This window comes from Amycolatopsis sp. M39 (genome assembly GCF_001651785.1).
Lineage (GTDB): Bacteria > Actinomycetota > Actinomycetes > Mycobacteriales > Pseudonocardiaceae > Amycolatopsis > Amycolatopsis rubida.
In genome coordinates, this window is the sequence record NZ_LWSF01000003.1 from 142,016 (window position 1) to 158,942 (window position 16,927).

Genomic DNA, 16,927 nt, shown 5'->3' on the forward strand with positions numbered 1-16,927 from the left:
TCAGGCGCGCGAAACCCGCACCATCTCGTCGCGTTCCACGACCTTCACCCGCTCGCGTCCTTCACCCTCGCCGAGCGACTTCTCGTGCGCGTCGAGCTTGCCCCAGCCTTCCCAGGTGGTGAACGAAATCCCGCGCGTGGCGAGGAATTCCAGGATCGCGTCCGGCGACGAATGCCGNAGCAGGTTCGCGACGGTCTCGGCCGCGTCGCCCTTCGTGTGGCCGATCAGGCCGACCGGGCCGCGTTTGATCCAGCCGGTCACGTACACGCCGGGGACCTGGTTCTCGTCCAGGTCCAGCACGCGGCCGCCCTGGTTCGGGATCACGCCCGCGGTGTGGTCGAACGGGATTTCCGGCAGGTGCGAAGACAGGTACCCGACCGCGCGGTACACCGCCTGCACGTCCCAGTCGTGGAACTCGCCGGTGCCGACGACCTTGCCGTCGCGGTACTCGGTGCGTTCGGTGCGCAGGCCGACGACCTTGCCGTCCTCGCCGAGCACCTCGGCGGGCGAGTGGAAGAAGTGCAGGTGCAGCCGGCGCGGACGGGTGCCTTCGTCGCGAATCGCCCATTCCTGCAGCGTCTTCACGACCATGTCGGTCTGCTTCGAAGCCCGCAGTTCGGCGACGCTGGCCTCGTCGAACTCCATGTCCTCGGGGTCCACGATCACCTCGACGTTCGGCGAATGGTCCAGTTCGCGCAGTTCCAGCGGCGAGAACTTCGCCTGCGCCGGGCCGCGGCGGCCGAACACGTGCACGTCGGTGACCGGGCTGGCCTTCAGGCCCTCGTAGACGTTCGCCGGGATGTCGGTGGGCAGCAGTTCGTCGGCGGTCTTGGCGAGCACGCGCGCCACGTCGAGCGCGACGTTGCCGACGCCCAGCACCGCGACCGAGGACGCGGTGAGCGGCCAGGTACGCGGCACGTCCGGGTGGCCGTCGTACCAGGACACGAAGTCGGCGGCACCGTGGCTGCCTTCGAGGTCGATGCCGGGAAGGTCGAGCGCGCGGTCAGCCATCGCGCCGGTCGCGAAAATGACCGCGTCGTAGAACTCGCGCAGATCGTCCAGCTTCAGGTCGGTGCCGTAGTCGATGTTGCCGAGCAGCCGGATGTTCGGCCGGTCCAGCACCTTGTGCAGGGCGCTGACGATGCCCTTGATGCGCGGGTGGTCGGGTGCGACGCCGTAGCGGATCAGCCCGAACGGCGCGGGCATGCGCTCGAACAGGTCGATCTCGACGTCCGCGTCGGACTTGTCCAGCAGGTCGGCGGCGTAGATGCCGGCGGGGCCGGCGCCCACGACGGCGACACGAAGGATTCGGCTCACCGGTCCACGGTAAGTTAGGTGATCCTAACTTTCACTGTGATCTGGCGTACGGTCCACCTGGTGGGAGCCGCTAAGCTGGCGGCATGCGCGTTCTCGTCGTCGACAACTACGACAGCTTCGTCTACAACCTCGTTCAGTACCTGGCGCAGCTCGGCGCCGACTGCACGGTGTGGCGCAACGACGTCGTCGACCTCGACCGCGTGCCGGACTTCGACGCGGTGCTCGTCTCCCCGGGGCCCGGCACACCAGAACGTGCGGGTCAGAGCATTGAAGTGATCGCGAAATGCGCCGAGACGCACACGCCGATGCTGGGCGTCTGCCTCGGCCATCAGGCGCTGGGCGTGCACTTCGGAGCCACCGTCGACCGCGCGGACGAGCTGCTGCACGGCAAGACCAGCCAGGTGCGGAACACCGGCTCCGGCATCCTCGCCGGGCTGCCGGAGGAGTTCACCGCCACTCGCTACCACTCGCTCACCGTGCTGCCGGACACCATCGATCCGGACATTTTCGAGGTCACCGGCACCACCGTAAGCGGCATCGTGATGGGCATGCGGCACCGTGCGCTGCCGCTGGAGGGCGTGCAGTTCCACCCCGAATCCGTGCTCACCGAATGCGGCCACCGGATGCTGGCGAACTGGATGGCCTCGGCGGGGCACCCGGTCGCGCCGACCGTCGTCGACGACCTGGAGCGGGCCACCCGCACCCTGCAGAAGGCCGCGACTGCGTGACCCCGCCGACCCCGCTGATCCGGCTCAGCGGAGTCGGAAAACGGTACGGCAGCGGCGAACCCGTCCTGACGCACATCGATTTCGAGGTGGCCGCCGGGCGGGTGGTCGGCATTCTCGGCGCCAACGGGTCGGGCAAATCGACGCTGCTGCGGATCCTCGCCGGAGTGTCGCGGGCGTCCTACGGCGACATCACCGGGAGCCCGGCGGTCGGTTACCTGCCGGACCGGTTTCCCGGCGGCCAGCGGCTGAGCGCGCGGGCCTACCTGCGGCATCTCGCACGGATCCGCGGACTGGCTGATCTGTCCGGGATCGATCCGCTGCTGAAGCGGCTCGCGCTGGTCGGCAGCCCGGACGCGCAGCTGCGCACACTGTCGAAAGGCAACGCGCAGAAGGTCGGTCTCGCCCAAGCCGTGCTGGTGCGGCCGGACCTGCTGATCCTCGACGAACCCTGGTCCGGCCTCGACGTCGGCACGCACACGGTGCTCGGCGAACTGGTCGCGGAAACCCGCGCACGCGGCGCGAGCGTCGTGTTCACCGACCACCGGCCGGACGTCGTGGGCGAACACGCGGACGAGGTGTACCGGCTCGAATCCGGCCGGGTCGCACCGCTGGAACCGCATCCGGAACGCAAGCGGATCACGTTGCTGCCGGTGTCGTCGAGCGTCGACAACTGGTCCGCCGAACCAGGGGTGCACGCGGTCGCCGACCAAGCAGGCGGCGTGGTCCTGACGGTCGACGCCGAACACGCCGACGCCGTTCTGCTGCGCGCTTTGTCCGGCGGCTGGTCGGTGCGGGAGGTGGCGCCGTGCTCGCAGTGAGCCGCTATTACCTGGCGCTGCTCGGCCATTCGCAACGCTATTTGCCAGCTGGGCTGGCATACCTCGCGTTGTGCTCAATCCTTTACGCGGACCCGAGTTCGCCAGTGCTTCCGCTGTTTGGCGTGAGCGGCGCGGGGGTTCTCGTACTCGGCTGCTGGCTCACGATCGCGTTGCTGGACATCGAAGATCCGGTGCAGCGCCTGATCACGCTCAACCACGCCGGGGGCACCCGCAAAACCATTGGCGGCGCGGTGCTGGCGGTGTTCGGCTGCACCTTGGTGTGCACGTTGGCGACCGTCGCGTGGGCCGCGACGCATCGGAATCAGCTGCATGGACAGATCGTCAGTGCCGGGCTGGCGACGCATCTCGCGTGCGCTTTGGTGGGCATCGCGATCGGCCTGCCGTGCTCGCGGTTGCTGGTGTCGCGCATCGGCTGGACGGTGCTCGCCGCGGTTCTCGTGCTTGGCGTGGTGCTGCTGGGAAAGTGGGTTCCGCTAGTGCATCCGCTGCTGGAAGCGCTGATGAGCGGCTCCCCGTACGGCGGTCCGCTCGGGTTGGCGGCAGGCACGTCGGTGGTGCTGCTGGCGGCGAGCATGACGGTGGTGGGCGCGGTTTCCACTCGCCGCTCCTGACCCCTTATGCAAATTGCATTCGGCAAATGCCGATTTGGGGGTTCCGGGTCAGGCAGCGAGTCGGTTACCCTCGCGCCGTCTGTTGGGCCCGGGAGGGGAGCATCCGTGACGGCTGGGATCGCCGCGATCACCGTGGACGGCTCCGCGGACGAGGTGCGGCACCTCGTTTCCTGGCTCGGCGCCGAGGACGAACTGGCCGGGCGGGTGCGGCTCGCCGGGCCGGGCAGCGGAGTGGTGGTGATGGTGAGCAGCCGGTCGGCAGGCACCTTCTGCCGGTCGCTTTTCGGCTGGCTGCGCGGACAGCGCGACGGACGCCAGGTGTCGCTTACCGTGAAGCGCTCCGGGGCCGTCGAAGAGCTGGACGTCGACTGCGGCGGCGGTCATGACGTAGACGAGGTGCTCGCCAGCGTGCGGAGTTTCCTCGACCAAGACTGATCGGCCGGCGCGAAAAAGGGCCCGCACGGTGCGCACCGTGCGGGCCCTCCTGACAAATGACGAGCGGGTCAGCCGCCGTTGTTGTTGCGGATCCCGCCCGGCGGGAAGATCCCGCCGCCGGAGCTCGACGTCGGCGGGCCGCTGCCGTCGTCCTCCTTGATGGTCAGCGTGATCGCGTCGGTCGGGCTGATCTGACTGCCTGCCTGGGGGCTCTGCTTCACCACGGTGTAGGGCTTGCCGCTGCCGGACGAGGTCGACTGCGTCTGGACGCTGCCCGACCAGCCCAAGCTCTGCAGCTTCTGCGTCGCCTGCTCCTCGGTCATCCCGGTCAGGTCCGGCATCTTGATCTGCTGCGGGCCGGACGACACGGTCAGCTTCACCGTGCTGTTCGGGGGCAGGTTGCCGCCGTTCGGCTGCTGGTTGATGACCTGGTCCTTCGGCTGGTCCGAGGCCTGGTCGAGACGCTTGACCTGGAAACCGGCGTTCTCCAGCGTCTGCTTCGCCGACTCGTAGTCCTGGCCGACCGTGTTCGGCACCGACTTCTGGTTGACGCCCGACCCGACGACGATGTCCACCGGTGTTCCCTCAGGGCTTGAGGAGTTCGCGGTCGGGTTCTGCGACACGACCTTGCCGACGTCGCTCTGGTTGTCGACGGGCTGCGAGGTCGTGTTGCCGAGCTTCAGCTTGGCCTGCTCGAGCGCCGACTTCGCGTCGTCCGGCGACTTGCCGCGCAGGTCCGGCACGGTGGCGTTGCCCGGCTTCATGCCAACGGTGAGGGTGATCGTGGACGAGGTCGACACCATCGCGCCGACCTGCGGATCGATCGCGATGACCTTGCCGATCTGGTCCTCGGAGCACGTCTGGCCGCCGGGGTTGCTCGCCTCGGGTCCGCACACCACCGTCTTGTTGTCCGCGAACGACGAGAAGCCCGCCTGCTGCAGCTGCGCCTTCGCCGTCGGCACCGGCGTGTTGACCACCGGCGGGATCTGCGCCTCCTTGTTGGCGTCGCGGAACGATCCGGACAGCCACACGATCAACAGCACCACGCCCGCCACCAGCAGCGCGGCGATCGCCGCGAAGATGATCCGGCGGCGGCGCTTGGCCCGCGGGTCCTCATCCGGCTCGTCGGCGTAGTCGTCGTAGGCCTGCGGCTGGCGCCGGTCGGCGTTCATCACCTGGGTGCGCTCGTCGTCCGACATCACCATCGGGGCCGACGGACGCTGCCCGGACAGCGTCCGGACCAGGTCCGAACGCATCTCGGCGGCCGACTGGTACCGGTTCGCCGGGCCCTTGGCCAGCGCCTTCAGCACGACCGCGTCCAGCTCCGGGGACACCGCCGGGTTCACCGACGACGGCGGGTTCGGGTCCTCCCGCACGTGCTGATACGCGACCGCGACCGGGGAATCGCCGGTGAACGGCGGCTCGCCGGTGACCAGTTCGTACAGCACGCAGCCCGCCGCGTAGACGTCCGACCGGGCGTCCACCGACTCGCCGCGCGCCTGCTCCGGCGAGAGGTACTGCGCGGTGCCGATGACGGCCGCGGTCTGCGTCATCGCCGACTGGCCGTCGTGCATGGCGCGCGCGATGCCGAAGTCCATCACCTTGACCGCGCCGTTCTTCGTGATCATCACGTTCGCGGGCTTCACGTCGCGGTGCACGATGCCGTGCCGGTGGGAGAAGTCGAGCGCGGCGCAGACGTCGGCCATGACCTCCATCGCACGCTTCTGCGACAGCGGGCCCTCGGTCTTGACGATGTCCCGCAGCGTCCGGCCTTCGACGTACTCCATCACGATGTAGGGCAGCGGCCCGACGTCGGTGTTCGCCTCGCCGGTGTCGTACACGGCGACGATCGCGGGATGGTTCAGCGCGGCCGCGTTCTGGGCCTCGCGCCGGAACCGCTCCTGGAACTGCGGATCGCGGGCGAGGTCCGCGCGCAGGACCTTGATCGCGACTTCCCGGCCCAGCCGCACGTCGTGCCCGTGGTGGACCTCGGACATACCGCCGTACCCGAGCGTGTCGCCCAGCTCGTACCGATTGGAGAGCAGTCTGGGTGTCGTCATCGCTTCGTGCCGTTCCATTCCGTCCAAGGTGTGGTCATCATGCCTTGCAGGCCCTGGGCCTCGCTCGTACCGGCCGGGGTGGCTGAGGTCGGTCCGCTCCCGCTGTCCACGCTTCGCGGCGGTCCGCCGTTGCCGCCCGACACCACTCTCGCGATCAAGAACGCCAGGGCCACCAGGACCACGACGATGACCACCGCGAGCAGCACCCACCAGCCCCACTGGTTCCGTTTCGGCGGCGGACCTGGCGGACCCGGCGGAGCCTGCAGCGGCCGGAACGCCGGGTTGGAACTGGGTCCGACCGGTGCGCCGGCCGCCTGCGGCACTGCGGGCGGAACCGGTGGCACCGGAGGTGCCTGGCCCGCCGCGTAGGCGGCGTTGACCAGGCCGAGCGGGGTGGGCAGCGGGCGGCCAGCGCGGACCGCGGCGATCGCGCCGGCGAACTCGCCGCCGCTGGCGTAGCGCTGCCGGGGGTCCTTCACGAGCGTCGCCTCGATCACCGCCCGCGCGCCCGGCGGGACGTCCGGCGGCAGCGGCGGCGGGACGTCGCGGATGTGCATCATCGCGACCGTCACCGCGTTCTCGGACAGGAACGGCCGGTGCCCGGCGAGGCATTCGTACCCGCACACCGCGAGCGAATAGACGTCGCTGGCCGGTTCCGCGTCCTGGCCGAGCGCCTGCTCCGGCGCGATGTAGTGCGCGGTGCCCATGACCATGCCGGACCGGGTGACCGGCGCGGCGTCGGCGGCCTTGGCCACGCCGAAGTCGGTGATCTTCACCTTGCCCGCGGGAGTGACCAGGATGTTGCCCGGTTTCACGTCGCGGTGCACCAGGCCCTGCTCGTGCGCGGCCTGCAGCGCGGTGCCCGCCTGCTCAAGCAGATCAAGTGTGTAGTCCGCGGTGAGCCGCCCGTGCTTGGCGAGGATGCCCGCCAGCGGATCGCCCTCCACGTACTCCATCACCAGGTACGCGATGGACAGGTCCTCGTCGACCGTCTCGCCGTAGTCGTGCACCGCGGCGATCCCGGCGTGGTTGAGCGAGGCGGTCATCCGCGCCTCGGTCCGGAACCGGTGCAGGAATTCGGCGTCGCCGGACAGCTCGGCCTTCAGCACCTTCACCGCGACGATCCGGTCGAGCCGGGTGTCGCTCGCCTGCCAGACCTCGCCCATCCCGCCGACGGCGATCCGGTTCGTCAGCTTGTAGCGCTCGGCCAGCAGCTGACCCGAGGACAGCATCGGCTATCCACCCCCGAGCCGGGCGGCGATGGCGGCACGGCCGATCTCGGCGGCCACCGAGCCGCCGGTCGCGGCGAGACCGCGGTTGCCGCCGTTCTCGACGATGACCGACACGGCGATCTGCGGGTTGTCCGACGGCGCGAACGCGGTGTACCACGCGTGCGGCGCGGTGTTCTTCGAGTCGACGCCGTGCTCGGCGGTACCGGTCTTCGACGCGATCTTCAGCGCGTCGTTCTTGCCGCCGCCCTTGGTGAAGGACTCCGACGCGATCATCATGTCGGTGAGGATCTTGTCGTTCTCCGGCGACAGCGCGGGCTTGCCGGTGAGCTGCTCCGGGTCGACGTTCTCGACCGTCGACAGGTCCGGGGCCAGGATCGACTGGATCAGCTGCGGCTTCATCGCGTAGCCGTTGTTCGCGACGGTCGCCGAGAGCAGGCAGTCCTGCAGCGGGGTGAGCCGGACGTCGCGCTGGCCGATGCCGCTCTGGTAGAGCGCACCCGGCGAGTCGAGCGCGCCGACGGTCGAGCCGACGACCCGCATCGGCACGGTCAGGTCGGTCTGCCCGATCCCGAAGTTGGTCGCGGCCGCCTTCATTTTGTCCGCGCCGAGCTGGCCCGCGAAGGTCGCGAACGGGACGTTGCACGAATGCGCCAGCGCATCCTTGAACGTGTTGCCAGGGCAGGTTTCGCCGCCGTAGTTCTCCAGCGTCCGGTTCGTGCCCGGCAGCTGGACGTTCGGTGCGGTGTTGATCTGGGTGTCCGGGCCGATCCCGCTCTCCAGCGCCGCGGTGGCGGTGACGATCTTGAACGTCGACCCCGGCGGATAGTTCTCCGAGATCGCCCGGTTCAGCATCGGGTTCTTCGGGTCCTTGGAGTAGGCGTCCCACGCCTTGTTCTGGTCGGTGCCGTGCGTCGCGAGCTGGTTCGGGTCGTACGAGGGGGTCGAGACCATCGCCAGGATCCGGCCGGTCTTCGGCTCCATCGCGACCACCGCGCCGGTGTAGCCGCGCTGCGTCATCAGGTCGTAGGCGGCCTTCTGCACCTTCGGGTCGATGGTGAGCTTCACGTTGCCGCCGCGCGGATCGCGGCCGGTGACCATGTCCGAGAGCCTGCGCACGAACAGCCGAGGGTCCGACCCATTCAGCACGTCGTCCTCGGCGCGCTCCAGCCCGCCCGCGCCGTAGTTGATCGAGTAGTACCCGGTCACCGGGGCGTACATCGGGCCGTCGGCGTAGGTGCGGAAGAACTTGAACTTGTCGGTCGAGGGCTTCACGCCGGCGAGCACGGTGCCGTCCGGGGTGACGATCTGGCCGCGCTGACGGGAGTACTCGTCGTAGAGCACGCGCTGGTTGCGCGGATCGGTGCGGTAGGTGTCGGCCTTGATGACCTGGACGTAGGTGATGTTGGCCAGCAGCAGCACGATCATCGCGAGCATCGCCATGCCGACCTTGCGCAGGGGGGCGTTCACGCGGTCCTCCCGTTCGGGTCGCCTTCGGCTGGCGGACGCCGCACCATGACGGTGTGCGCCTCGGCGATCGGAGCCTGCGGCTGCTGCGGCTTCGGCCGGGAGGCCGGCCTGCGCGCCGCGTCCGAAATGCGCAGCATCAGGGCGACCAGGATGTAGTTCGCCAGCAGCGAAGAGCCGCCGTAGGACAGGAACGGCGCGGTGACGCCGGTTTCTGGAATGAGCGCGGTGACGCCGCCGACGACTACGAAGATCTGGATCACGATGGTGAAGGCGAGCCCGCCGCCGAGCAGTTTGCCGAACGTGTCGCGCACGGCCAGCGCGCTGCGCATGCCGCGCATCGCCAGCAGCATGTACAGCACCAGCACCGCGGCCAGCCCGATGAAACCGAGTTCCTCGCCGATCGCGGCGGTGATGAAGTCGGTGCTCGCGGCGGGCGGGATGTCCGGACGGCCCGCGCCGAGCCCGGTGCCGCCGACACCGCCGGTGCCGAGGCCGAACAGGCCCTGCGCGAGCTGGTAGCTGCCGCCCAGCACGTCGTAGCGCGGGCCGGTGGGGTTGAGCCAGTTCTCCACGCGCTGCTGGACGTGGCCGAAGAGGTTGTAGGCGATGAGGCAGCCGCCGACGAAGAAGGTCAGCCCGACCACGACCCAGATCGCGCGCTCGGTCGCGACGTAGAGCATCACCAGGATGATGCTGAAATACAGCAGCGACGTGCCGAGGTCCTTCTCGAACACCAGCACGCCGATCGCGACGGCGGCGGCGATCAGGATCGGGCCCAGATCACGAGCGCGCGGCAGTTCCACGCCGAGGAATTTCTTGCCCGCCACCATGAACAAGTCGCGTTTGGACACCAGGAACGACGCGAAGAAGACCATCAGCAGCAGCTTCGCGAACTCGCCCGGCTGGATCGAGAGGAACGGCAGCTTCAGCCACACCTTCGCGCCGCCCGCCTCGGACAGGCTGGCGGGCAGCACCGCGGGCAGCGCGAGCGCGCCGAGCCCGACCAGGCCGCAGATGTAGCTGTAGCGGGTCAGCGTGCGGTGGTCGTTGATCACCACCAGCACGATCACGAACAGCACCAGCGAGACCGCGGTGAACAGCAGCTGCTTGGTGATTTCCGGGGTGTAGTCGTAGCCCCGCTGCGCTTGCGACTCGGCCTTCGCCAGGTCGAGCCGGTGAATCATCACCAGCCCGATCCCGTTCAGCAGCGCGACGCACGGCAGCAGTACCGGGTCGGCGTACGGGGCCCACCGGCGCACGGCGAGGTGCGTCGTGGCGAGTACGCCGAGGTAAGCGAGACCCACCCACAGGATCGAGAGCGTCAGCTCCTGCTCCTGGTTGGCCTCGACGATGACCAGCGCGAGCGTGACGATGCCCGCCGCGAACGCCAGCAACGCCAGCTCCGTGCCCCTGCGCTTGGGGAGGTCTCGCGGCGGATTCGTGGCGAACTGGGCGGACGTCGGGTCGGCCAGTGGCTGGCCCATCAGTTACCGCCCCCCGTCGGCGGCGTACCCGCCGTCGAGCAGTCCCTCCCCGCAGGCTGGTTCGCCGACGAAGGCGTGCCGCCCGGCGGCGCCACGCTGGACGAGGGCGCGCCCGACTGCGGGGTGCCCGGAGGATTGGCCGGTTTGCAGTCCGACAGCTTCTTCTTGAGGCGCAGGAAATCGTCGATGTACTTGCGCGCGTCGTCGAGGCTTTCGCGCTTCACGCCGTTCTGCACGGCGATCCGCGCGTCCTCCTGCAACGCGGAGACGCGGAGCTTGTCGGTGCACAGCTGGCCCGGCGGGCACGAGCCCTGCTCGAGCGAGTGCAGGTCGATGCCGAGGATGCTGCCCGGGACGCCGCGGTAGATCACGACCTCCTGATCGGGGCCTTCTCCGACGTAGTACTGGCTGAGCACGAAGTATCGAGTCGCGATCGCGGCGGCGCCCAGCACGATCAGCACCACGACCGCCCCCACGAGCCAGCGGAACCGTTTCCGCCGTTTCGCTTTCGGGTCCTCCGGTGGAGCCTGCTGCTCCGGTCGCGGCTGCGGCGACGGCTGAGTCAGCGCGCGCGCCCTCGCCGCGGGGGAGTCCCCCTGATGCATCTCGTCGCTGCCGTCGCCCGCGGCTCCGCCCACGATCGGGGCGTCGTCGCCGAAATCGACGTCGACCACGTCGGCGATGATGACGGTCACGTTGTCCGTGCCGCCGCCCTTGAGCGCCAGCTCGATCATCCGGTCGGCGCAATCCTGCGGATCCGGGATCTGCACGGCCTCGGCGAGCGTTTCGTCGCTGACCATTCCGGACAAACCGTCGGAGCAAATCAGGTACCGGTCACCGGGACGCGCCTCGCGCACGGTCAGGCTCGGCTCGACCTCGTGTCCGGTGAGCGCCTTGAGCAGCAGCGACCGCTGCGGGTGCACCGCGGCTTCTTCCGGCGTGATGCGGCCCTGTTCGAGCAGTTCGTTGACGAAGCTGTCGTCGCGGGTGATTTGGGCGAACTGCCCGCCGCGCATCAGATACGCGCGCGAATCGCCCACGTGGACCAGACCAAGTCTGCTTCCCGCGAACAAGACAGCGGTGAGCGTGGTGCCCATCCCGTCCAGATCCGGGTCCTGGGACACCAGCTCGGCGATCGCCGCGTTGCCGTTCTGGACGGCTTCGCGAAGCTGGGCGAGCAGGTCGTCGCCCGGCTCGTCGTCGTCGAGCGGGGCGAGCGAGGCGATGACGACCTTGCTGGCCACCTCACCTGCGGCGTGCCCGCCCATGCCGTCGGCGAGCGCGAGGAGACGCGGGCCGGCGTACACGGAGTCCTGGTTGTTGGAACGCACCAGGCCCCGGTCGCTGCGGGCCGCGTAGCGGAGGACGAGAGTCATGGGCGAAGCTCGATCACCGTCTTGCCGATCCGGATGGGGACTCCGAGCGGGACCCGGAGGGGTGCAGTGACCTTAGCCCGGTCGAGATAGGTCCCGTTCGTCGAGCCCAGATCTTCCACGTACCAGTCCTCCCCGCGCAGCGCGATCCGGGCGTGCCGGGTCGATGCGTAGTCGTCGTCGAGCACCAGCGTCGAGTCGTCGGCCCGGCCGATGAGGATCGGCCGCCCGTCGAGCGCGATGCGGGTGCCGGCGAGGGCCCCGTGTGTGACGAGGAGTTGCTGCGGGGCCTTGCTGCCCCGCGGCTTCTTCTCTTTGTTCCGGCGGAAGGAGGGCACCTGGACCCGGAGGCCCGACGCGGCGTAGAGGTCCGAGCGCACGACTCGGAGCGCGGCGAACACGAAGAGCCAGAGCAGCACGAGAAAGCCCACTCTGGTGAGTTGAACGACCAGCTCTGGCACTTGTTGTGTCCGCTCCCGCCTGTGCCTGCAAGCCGCGGCGCCACGCGCGCCGCGGTTCCCCCCGCATGACAATTCTGCGGGAACCCTGTGGACGGTCTGCGATCAGCCCTGGGTTCGGAACACCAGAGACGAATGACCCACCCGGATCACGTCGCCGTCCGCCAGCTGCCACGTCTGCACCGGAGTGCCGTTGACCGTGGTCCCGTTGGTCGACCCGATGTCGGCGAGCGTCGCGCTCTGCCCGTCCCAGGTGATCTCCAGGTGCCGCCGCGAAACGCCGGTGTCCGGGAGCCGGAAGTCCGCGTCCTGCCCGCGGCCGACGACGTTGCCGCCCTGCTTCAGCGAGTAGGTGCGGTTGGAGCCGTCGTCCAGCTGGAGGCTCGCCTGAAGCTGGCGGCCCGGGGCCGGAGCGCCCTGCTGCGCGTACGGGTCCTGCCCGTAGGCCGCCTGCGGCTGGCCGCCGTACTGGTCGTACCCGCCCTGCTGCCCGTAACCCTGGTCGTAGCCCTGCGCGGGCGGCTGCCCGTAACCCTGGTCATAGCCCTGCTGCGGCTGCCCGTAGCCCTGGTCGTACCCGCCCTGCGGAGCCTGGCCGCCGTAACCCTGGTCGTAGCCCTGCGCGGGCGGCTGCCCGTAACCCTGGTCGTAACCCTGCTGCGGCTGCCCGCCGTAGCCCTGGTCGTACCCGGGCTGACCCTGGCCGCCGTACTGGTCGTAGCCCTGCGCGGGGGGCTGGCCGCCGTAGCCCTGGTCGTAGCCCTGCTGCGGCTGACCGCCATAACCCTGGTCGTACCCGGGCTGCTGGCCACCCTGCTGTCCGTAGCCGTACTGGCCCTGCTGGCCGTACGGGTCACCCTGGTCGTATTGGCCGTAGCCGGGGGGCTGGCTCATTGGTGGGTCTCCTGCGTTGCTGGGTCGTGCCGACCGCGACGGCCCTTCCCCCGCAGTGTCGCGGGCGTCGGGATCGACGGACGAACGGGTCTTGAACTGTCCAGTATGCAGCGCCTCGTTGCGCTCGAGTGATACGACGACGTCACCATAGGTGTCCCAGCCCTGCGCGGCGAGGTGTTCCGCCACCGCCCTCGCGAGAACCCCGGTGACCCGCTGCTCATCGCCGGCCATGCGATCGTGGTCAGCCGCCCCCAACGACACGATGTAGTGATTCGGGGCGAGCTGCCGACCGCCTGCCAGCTCACGAACGTTCTCCTCGCCTTCCCTCTCGAGCGCAACCGCCACTTCCTGCGTGACGACGTTGCCGCCGAACATGCGCGCGAAAGTATTCCCCACCAGGTTCTCGAGTCGCCTGTCAAAGCGCTCAACGCGACCCACCGGGGACAACCTCCTCACACGTGTGCTTCCGCATCGATCCTATCCGGGGGAGGAAGGGTTGGGCATGCCCCCGGTGAAACCTGTCAGAAGGCCCTGCTAAGCTTTGCTGGCTGCCGCAAGGAAGCAACTCGGGCGAGTGGCGGAATGGCAGACGCGCACGGTTCAGGTCCGTGTGTCCGAAAGGACGTGAGGGTTCAACTCCCTCCTCGCCCACCGTGGGATCTTCACAGAAGGTCCGCAGGTCGGTTTACAGAACTCCCGCTCGGCTCTGGCCGGGCGGGAGTTTTGCGTTGCGGGGCTGTCTGGCTGCGGCTCACCCGGTCGACGGGAGTGGTCCAGGACACATTTTCCTGGGCGGGGTGTCCTGCGGGAGGCGTCGAACCGGGGCCAGCGGCTGATGTGGCCGGATTCCGGGCAGGGGTTACCGCCTGATCGGCCGGTGTGATTCGGGTTCGCGGGAGTGGGATAGAAGGTCAGCCGAGTGGATCGCCGAGGACGTTTGCACGGCGTCGGGCTCGGACTCGTGTCGGTTTCGGAGGCGCGGGGGTGGTGTCTGGTTCGTGGAGGAATTGGGCCCAGGGGTCGGGCAGGTAGCGCAAGGCGTGCCAGTGGCGGAGCTTGACGAGGTTGTAGCCGAGCATCGCGAAGACCAGCAGGCGATTGTTCTTGACGGTGCCGAAGACTCGGGTGAAGCCGAGTTCGAGGTGCATGCGGTGGGTTTTGAGTTCGGCGTTGGTGGATTCGATGGCGTTGCGGCGGTGGTAGTCCTGTGCCCAGACGGTGCGTTGGCGTTCGCGGGGGTGGTCGGTGGGTGCGACTGTGACGGTCAGGCCGCAGGGTTTGCCCGGTGTGCATGCGGTGGTCGGTCGGGCGTGTGACAGTCGCATGGACCGTGGAACGTTCGGGCAGCGGACTTTGCCTGCGACGGCGGGGCCTTTGAGCCGCTGGTAGCCGTCCTTGTCGCGGGCGCTGTGCGACGTAAAGACGTAGGACACGTTTGTCGTATCTGACGCGGAGTCTTGCTTGCGTTTGAAGCCGGGGAGGTCGCGGAGTCCGGCAGGGAGGGCTTCGGAGTAGGTGCCGTCGTCGAGCCAGAGCGTGCCGGGTTTCGCGGTCCAGGGGTGGTTCCGCGTTGGGTGGGGTGCAGGTCGCCGATGGCGTCGAGGTCGCGTTGCCACAGCGGCCAGACGAAGCTTTCCGGTTTACAGGGGGTGTAGCCGCGGTCCGCGGCGATCTCCCGGATTTCGCGGCCACGGGCGACGACGGAGTCGACGGGCTTGACGGCTGCTGTTCCTCGGTGGCTGCTGGCCGGGACGAGGTGCATGCCGAGGACGATGTGGGGTACGACGTCGGCGTCCTCGCCCACGGCGGGGATTTGGGTGGCGAGGTGGGTTTCGGAGCCGGTGTAGATGTTGCCGGGGCTGCCGTTTTTCCCGCTGCGGTGGCCTTCGCGAGCGTCGGGGTCTTTGGTGTGCAGGGGTTTGCCGTCGGACTCGGAGACGGCACCGTTCGGGACGGTTTCGATGTCGTCGGGCAGTTCTCGGTCGGGGTCTAGCTCGGGTGTCTTGCCCCAGGACCGTCGTCGTGCCCACGTCTCGAAATCGGTGCCGTCGATAGCGACGAACGGGCGGTATAGGTCGATCACCATGGACACAACTTCGTGGATGTCCATGCGCCGGTCTTCGCCGGGCAACGCCAATCCGGTGGTTTCGATGGTCGTGGCGAGGAGCGTGAACCGGTGCCAGAACCTGCGGTAGCCGGTCTCGTCGATGATCCCAGGTCGCGCTGTTTGGCGGGGTGAATGTCGGCGAGGGTGTCCACCGCCTGGGTCAAAACCATGTCCCGGCCGCTCAACGCGCATTCGATGCCGTGCAGGGCCAGGCCGATGAGCAGTGCGCACGGAGAATGGTCGCGGCCTGCCGTTGCTGAACTCGACGTTGGCCGAGACGATCGGCAGGAGGCCGGACTGCTCGACCGCCCGCACTGCACGATGCCACTTCTGACTCGGCGACAGCCGGCGCCAGGGGCACGGTTCAGCGGGAGCGGTCCGGCGGCCATGGCTAGTCGGCCGCCTCCACGACGAGACGCGTTACCGCGTGGTGGTCAGCGTTGCGCAGGAACGGCAGTAGGTCGCCGAGCGTTTGGGTGCTGACGGATCCGTAGAGCGCCGTGAATTCTCGGAGGGGGCTCCTGCGCCGAGAACTGTTGCGGCCCAGGTGGTACGCAGCCGGGCAGAGGTGATGTTCGGTAGGCCGGGCGGCAGGCAGATCCGGGAGAGTGGCTTATATTACCGCATCGGCATGCGCAACAGCCTGGAACGAATCTGGACCGCGTGCGACACGCTCAACGACCTCATCAACGCAATCGACGAAGAACTGCGCTGACATTCATGCGCCAAAAAAGCGCTGGGCGCGAAACACGGGCCTCAAACATCAACAATCTTGGCGTGCTGACTCGGCCGATTGGTGCCACGTCGGGTCTTGAGGAGCTGCGGCCGCAGCGTGGCTCGGTGCCGTTTGCAGGCAGCCCGGCAGTCAGCCAGGGTACGTATCGCCGTCTCCGTTGCCTGCTGACACCCAGATTCGTGGCGGGCGGCCGATTTCCGTATTGCAGTCTGCGCATCGGCGGCGTTCCAACTCTGTGCCGTCGTCAGCCGTGACCAGCTTGCCCGGTAAAAAGTCGGCGGCACCCGTACCGCAGGTTTCGCAGGGGTAGGTCACGGTTTCGCGCAGATGTGAGCCGTACTCGCGAGCCATCGCGAGGCCTCCTCTTCGTCGGAAAGCAACGCTTGATCAGGTCCGGATCAAGCGGAGGGTGTTGTCGAGGGTTCCGGCGATGTAGCCGGGGTTTCCGGGGCCGCAGACGATGTCGACGTCGCCGTGGGGGCTGTCGCGGAGGTATGTGAGTACGCGGCCGTGGTCGAAGCTGTCCACGGCGGTCAGCGGCATGCTGGATACCCGGCGGTCTCCGGTGCGGGCGGCGACGTAGAGCTGGTGGCTGGCTTCTCGCCGGGACCCCATGACGGCGCGGAGCTGGTCTGCCGGGGTGGTGACGGTGTAGTCGCTGCTGGTGTCGAGGTCGTACGATTCGTTGCTGTGGCCAGCGTTCCCGTCGTACTCGGCTTTAGGTACGGTGAACTCGCGAATGTTCGCGGCCGGGAAGTCGGGCAGTTGGTCGACGACGGCGCGGACGAGCTGGTTCGCGCCGATCGCTGTCAGGGTGAGCTGCTCGTCCTCGACGGTGGCCAGCACGGCGCTGCGGCCGGTCAGGACCGCGAGCAGGGCGCGGTCGCGGCCGTGCCGGTCGGCCGACCAGGCGTAGCATTCGGCGTCGGCGTTCGCGATCGCCAGCATCAGGTCGCGGAACTCTCCGCTGACCCGCTTGGTGCGCAGGTTGTAGAACCCGGGTTCGGCCAGCACCTGCCGGGTGAGGTCGTCCAGGCGCGCGGCGGCGCCGTCCTCGACCCAGACGTCGACAATGCCCAGCACCGGATGAGCCGGGCCGATTCGTTCCCATTCCCAGGCTTTCGCGACCGCCAGGCGCGGCAGGGTCACTGGTCCGTCGAGCAGCATCACGTTGTTTCCCCTCGAT

At 68.7% G+C, this 16,927-nt stretch carries 15 protein-coding genes and 1 tRNA gene; 6 read left to right on the forward strand and 10 right to left on the reverse strand.

Features of this window, described 5'->3' with window-relative positions; genetic code table 11:
• Window positions 1-1,290 carry an FAD-dependent oxidoreductase gene (locus tag A4R44_RS09465; protein WP_067578373.1) on the reverse strand — a complete coding sequence of 430 codons (1,290 nt, stop codon included), beginning with the start codon at window positions 1,288-1,290 and terminating at the stop codon, window positions 1-3.
• Between the two features lie 110 nt (window positions 1,291-1,400).
• Here A4R44_RS09465 and A4R44_RS09470 point away from each other — a divergent pair, with 110 nt between their 5' ends.
• From A4R44_RS09470 to A4R44_RS09485, 4 genes are all read left to right on the forward strand, one after another.
• Complete coding sequence (locus tag A4R44_RS09470) at window positions 1,401-2,045, forward strand: aminodeoxychorismate/anthranilate synthase component II (RefSeq protein WP_067578375.1); 645 nt, start codon at window positions 1,401-1,403, stop codon at window positions 2,043-2,045.
• A 14-nt stretch (window positions 2,046-2,059) separates the two neighbouring features.
• A complete protein-coding gene (locus A4R44_RS09475) occupies window positions 2,060-2,863 on the forward strand; it encodes an ATP-binding cassette domain-containing protein (RefSeq protein ID WP_067578737.1) in 804 nt (267 codons plus the stop codon).
• Window positions 2,851-3,495 carry a hypothetical protein gene (locus tag A4R44_RS09480; RefSeq protein WP_067578377.1) on the forward strand — a complete coding sequence of 215 codons (645 nt, stop codon included), beginning with the start codon at window positions 2,851-2,853 and terminating at the stop codon, window positions 3,493-3,495. Before A4R44_RS09475 ends, A4R44_RS09480 begins: the two co-directional genes overlap by 13 nt.
• Window positions 3,496-3,600: 105 nt before the next feature.
• Window positions 3,601-3,930: a hypothetical protein gene (locus tag A4R44_RS09485; RefSeq protein ID WP_067578379.1), complete on the forward strand. Its 330-nt coding sequence runs from the start codon at window positions 3,601-3,603 to the stop codon at window positions 3,928-3,930.
• A gap of 68 nt (window positions 3,931-3,998) precedes the next feature.
• Here A4R44_RS09485 and pknB read toward each other — a convergent pair whose 3' ends face one another.
• The 7 genes from pknB to A4R44_RS09520 form a co-directional block, all read right to left on the reverse strand.
• Complete coding sequence (gene pknB, locus A4R44_RS09490) at window positions 3,999-5,990, reverse strand: Stk1 family PASTA domain-containing Ser/Thr kinase (RefSeq protein ID WP_067578739.1); 1,992 nt, start codon at window positions 5,988-5,990, stop codon at window positions 3,999-4,001.
• On the reverse strand, window positions 5,987-7,222 hold the full coding sequence (locus tag A4R44_RS09495) for a serine/threonine-protein kinase (protein ID WP_067578381.1): 1,236 nt from the start codon (window positions 7,220-7,222) through the stop codon (window positions 5,987-5,989). The genes pknB and A4R44_RS09495 overlap by 4 nt, the downstream gene beginning before the upstream one ends.
• Window positions 7,223-7,225: 3 nt before the next feature.
• The gene (locus tag A4R44_RS09500; protein WP_067578383.1) at window positions 7,226-8,689 is read right to left on the reverse strand and encodes a penicillin-binding protein 2; all 1,464 of its coding nucleotides are present in this window, start codon (window positions 8,687-8,689) and stop codon (window positions 7,226-7,228) included.
• Window positions 8,686-10,173, reverse strand: a complete 1,488-nt coding sequence (locus A4R44_RS09505) for an FtsW/RodA/SpoVE family cell cycle protein (protein WP_067578384.1) — start codon at window positions 10,171-10,173, stop codon at window positions 8,686-8,688. The genes A4R44_RS09500 and A4R44_RS09505 overlap by 4 nt, the downstream gene beginning before the upstream one ends.
• Window positions 10,173-11,549 carry a PP2C family serine/threonine-protein phosphatase gene (locus A4R44_RS09510; RefSeq protein ID WP_067578386.1) on the reverse strand — a complete coding sequence of 459 codons (1,377 nt, stop codon included), beginning with the start codon at window positions 11,547-11,549 and terminating at the stop codon, window positions 10,173-10,175. The genes A4R44_RS09505 and A4R44_RS09510 overlap by 1 nt, the downstream gene beginning before the upstream one ends.
• Entirely contained in the window at window positions 11,546-12,007 is a 462-nt protein-coding gene (locus tag A4R44_RS09515) for an FHA domain-containing protein (RefSeq protein ID WP_037718919.1), read from the reverse strand. The genes A4R44_RS09510 and A4R44_RS09515 overlap by 4 nt, the downstream gene beginning before the upstream one ends.
• Before the next feature lie 102 nt (window positions 12,008-12,109).
• Window positions 12,110-13,336: a DUF3662 and FHA domain-containing protein gene (locus A4R44_RS09520; RefSeq protein ID WP_067578740.1), complete on the reverse strand. Its 1,227-nt coding sequence runs from the start codon at window positions 13,334-13,336 to the stop codon at window positions 12,110-12,112.
• A gap of 130 nt (window positions 13,337-13,466) precedes the next feature.
• Here A4R44_RS09520 and A4R44_RS09525 point away from each other — a divergent pair.
• Window positions 13,467-13,549 (forward strand) — tRNA-Leu (locus tag A4R44_RS09525).
• Window positions 13,550-13,809: 260 nt separating this feature from the next.
• Here the strand turns inward: A4R44_RS09525 and A4R44_RS09530 are convergent.
• Window positions 13,810-14,331 carry a transposase gene (locus A4R44_RS09530; protein WP_067578388.1) on the reverse strand — a complete coding sequence of 174 codons (522 nt, stop codon included), beginning with the start codon at window positions 14,329-14,331 and terminating at the stop codon, window positions 13,810-13,812.
• Window positions 14,332-14,477: 146 nt separating this feature from the next.
• Here A4R44_RS09530 and A4R44_RS09535 point away from each other — a divergent pair, with 146 nt between their 5' ends.
• A complete protein-coding gene (locus A4R44_RS09535) occupies window positions 14,478-14,891 on the forward strand; it encodes a hypothetical protein (protein ID WP_067578390.1) in 414 nt (137 codons plus the stop codon).
• Window positions 14,892-16,128: 1,237 nt separating this feature from the next.
• On the opposite strand, the gene A4R44_RS09540 is transcribed toward A4R44_RS09535, so the two are convergent.
• Entirely contained in the window at window positions 16,129-16,908 is a 780-nt protein-coding gene (locus tag A4R44_RS09540; RefSeq protein WP_067578392.1) for an ESX secretion-associated protein EspG, read from the reverse strand.
• Between the last annotated feature and the right edge of the window lie 19 nt (window positions 16,909-16,927).

Excerpts from the sequence above, each read along its gene's own strand:
- A4R44_RS09505 (WP_067578384.1), bottom strand. The coding sequence starts at position 10,173 with ATGGGCCAGCCACTGGCCGACCCGACGTCCGCCCAGTTCGCCACGAAT.
- A4R44_RS09540 (WP_067578392.1), bottom strand. The coding sequence starts at position 16,908 with ATGCTGCTCGACGGACCAGTGACCCTGCCGCGCCTGGCGGTCGCGAAA.
- A4R44_RS09510 (WP_067578386.1), bottom strand. The coding sequence starts at position 11,549 with ATGACTCTCGTCCTCCGCTACGCGGCCCGCAGCGACCGGGGCCTGGTG.
- A4R44_RS09470 (WP_067578375.1), top strand. The coding sequence starts at position 1,401 with ATGCGCGTTCTCGTCGTCGACAACTACGACAGCTTCGTCTACAACCTC.
- A4R44_RS09495 (WP_067578381.1), bottom strand. The coding sequence starts at position 7,222 with ATGCTGTCCTCGGGTCAGCTGCTGGCCGAGCGCTACAAGCTGACGAAC.
- pknB (WP_067578739.1), bottom strand. The coding sequence starts at position 5,990 with ATGACGACACCCAGACTGCTCTCCAATCGGTACGAGCTGGGCGACACG.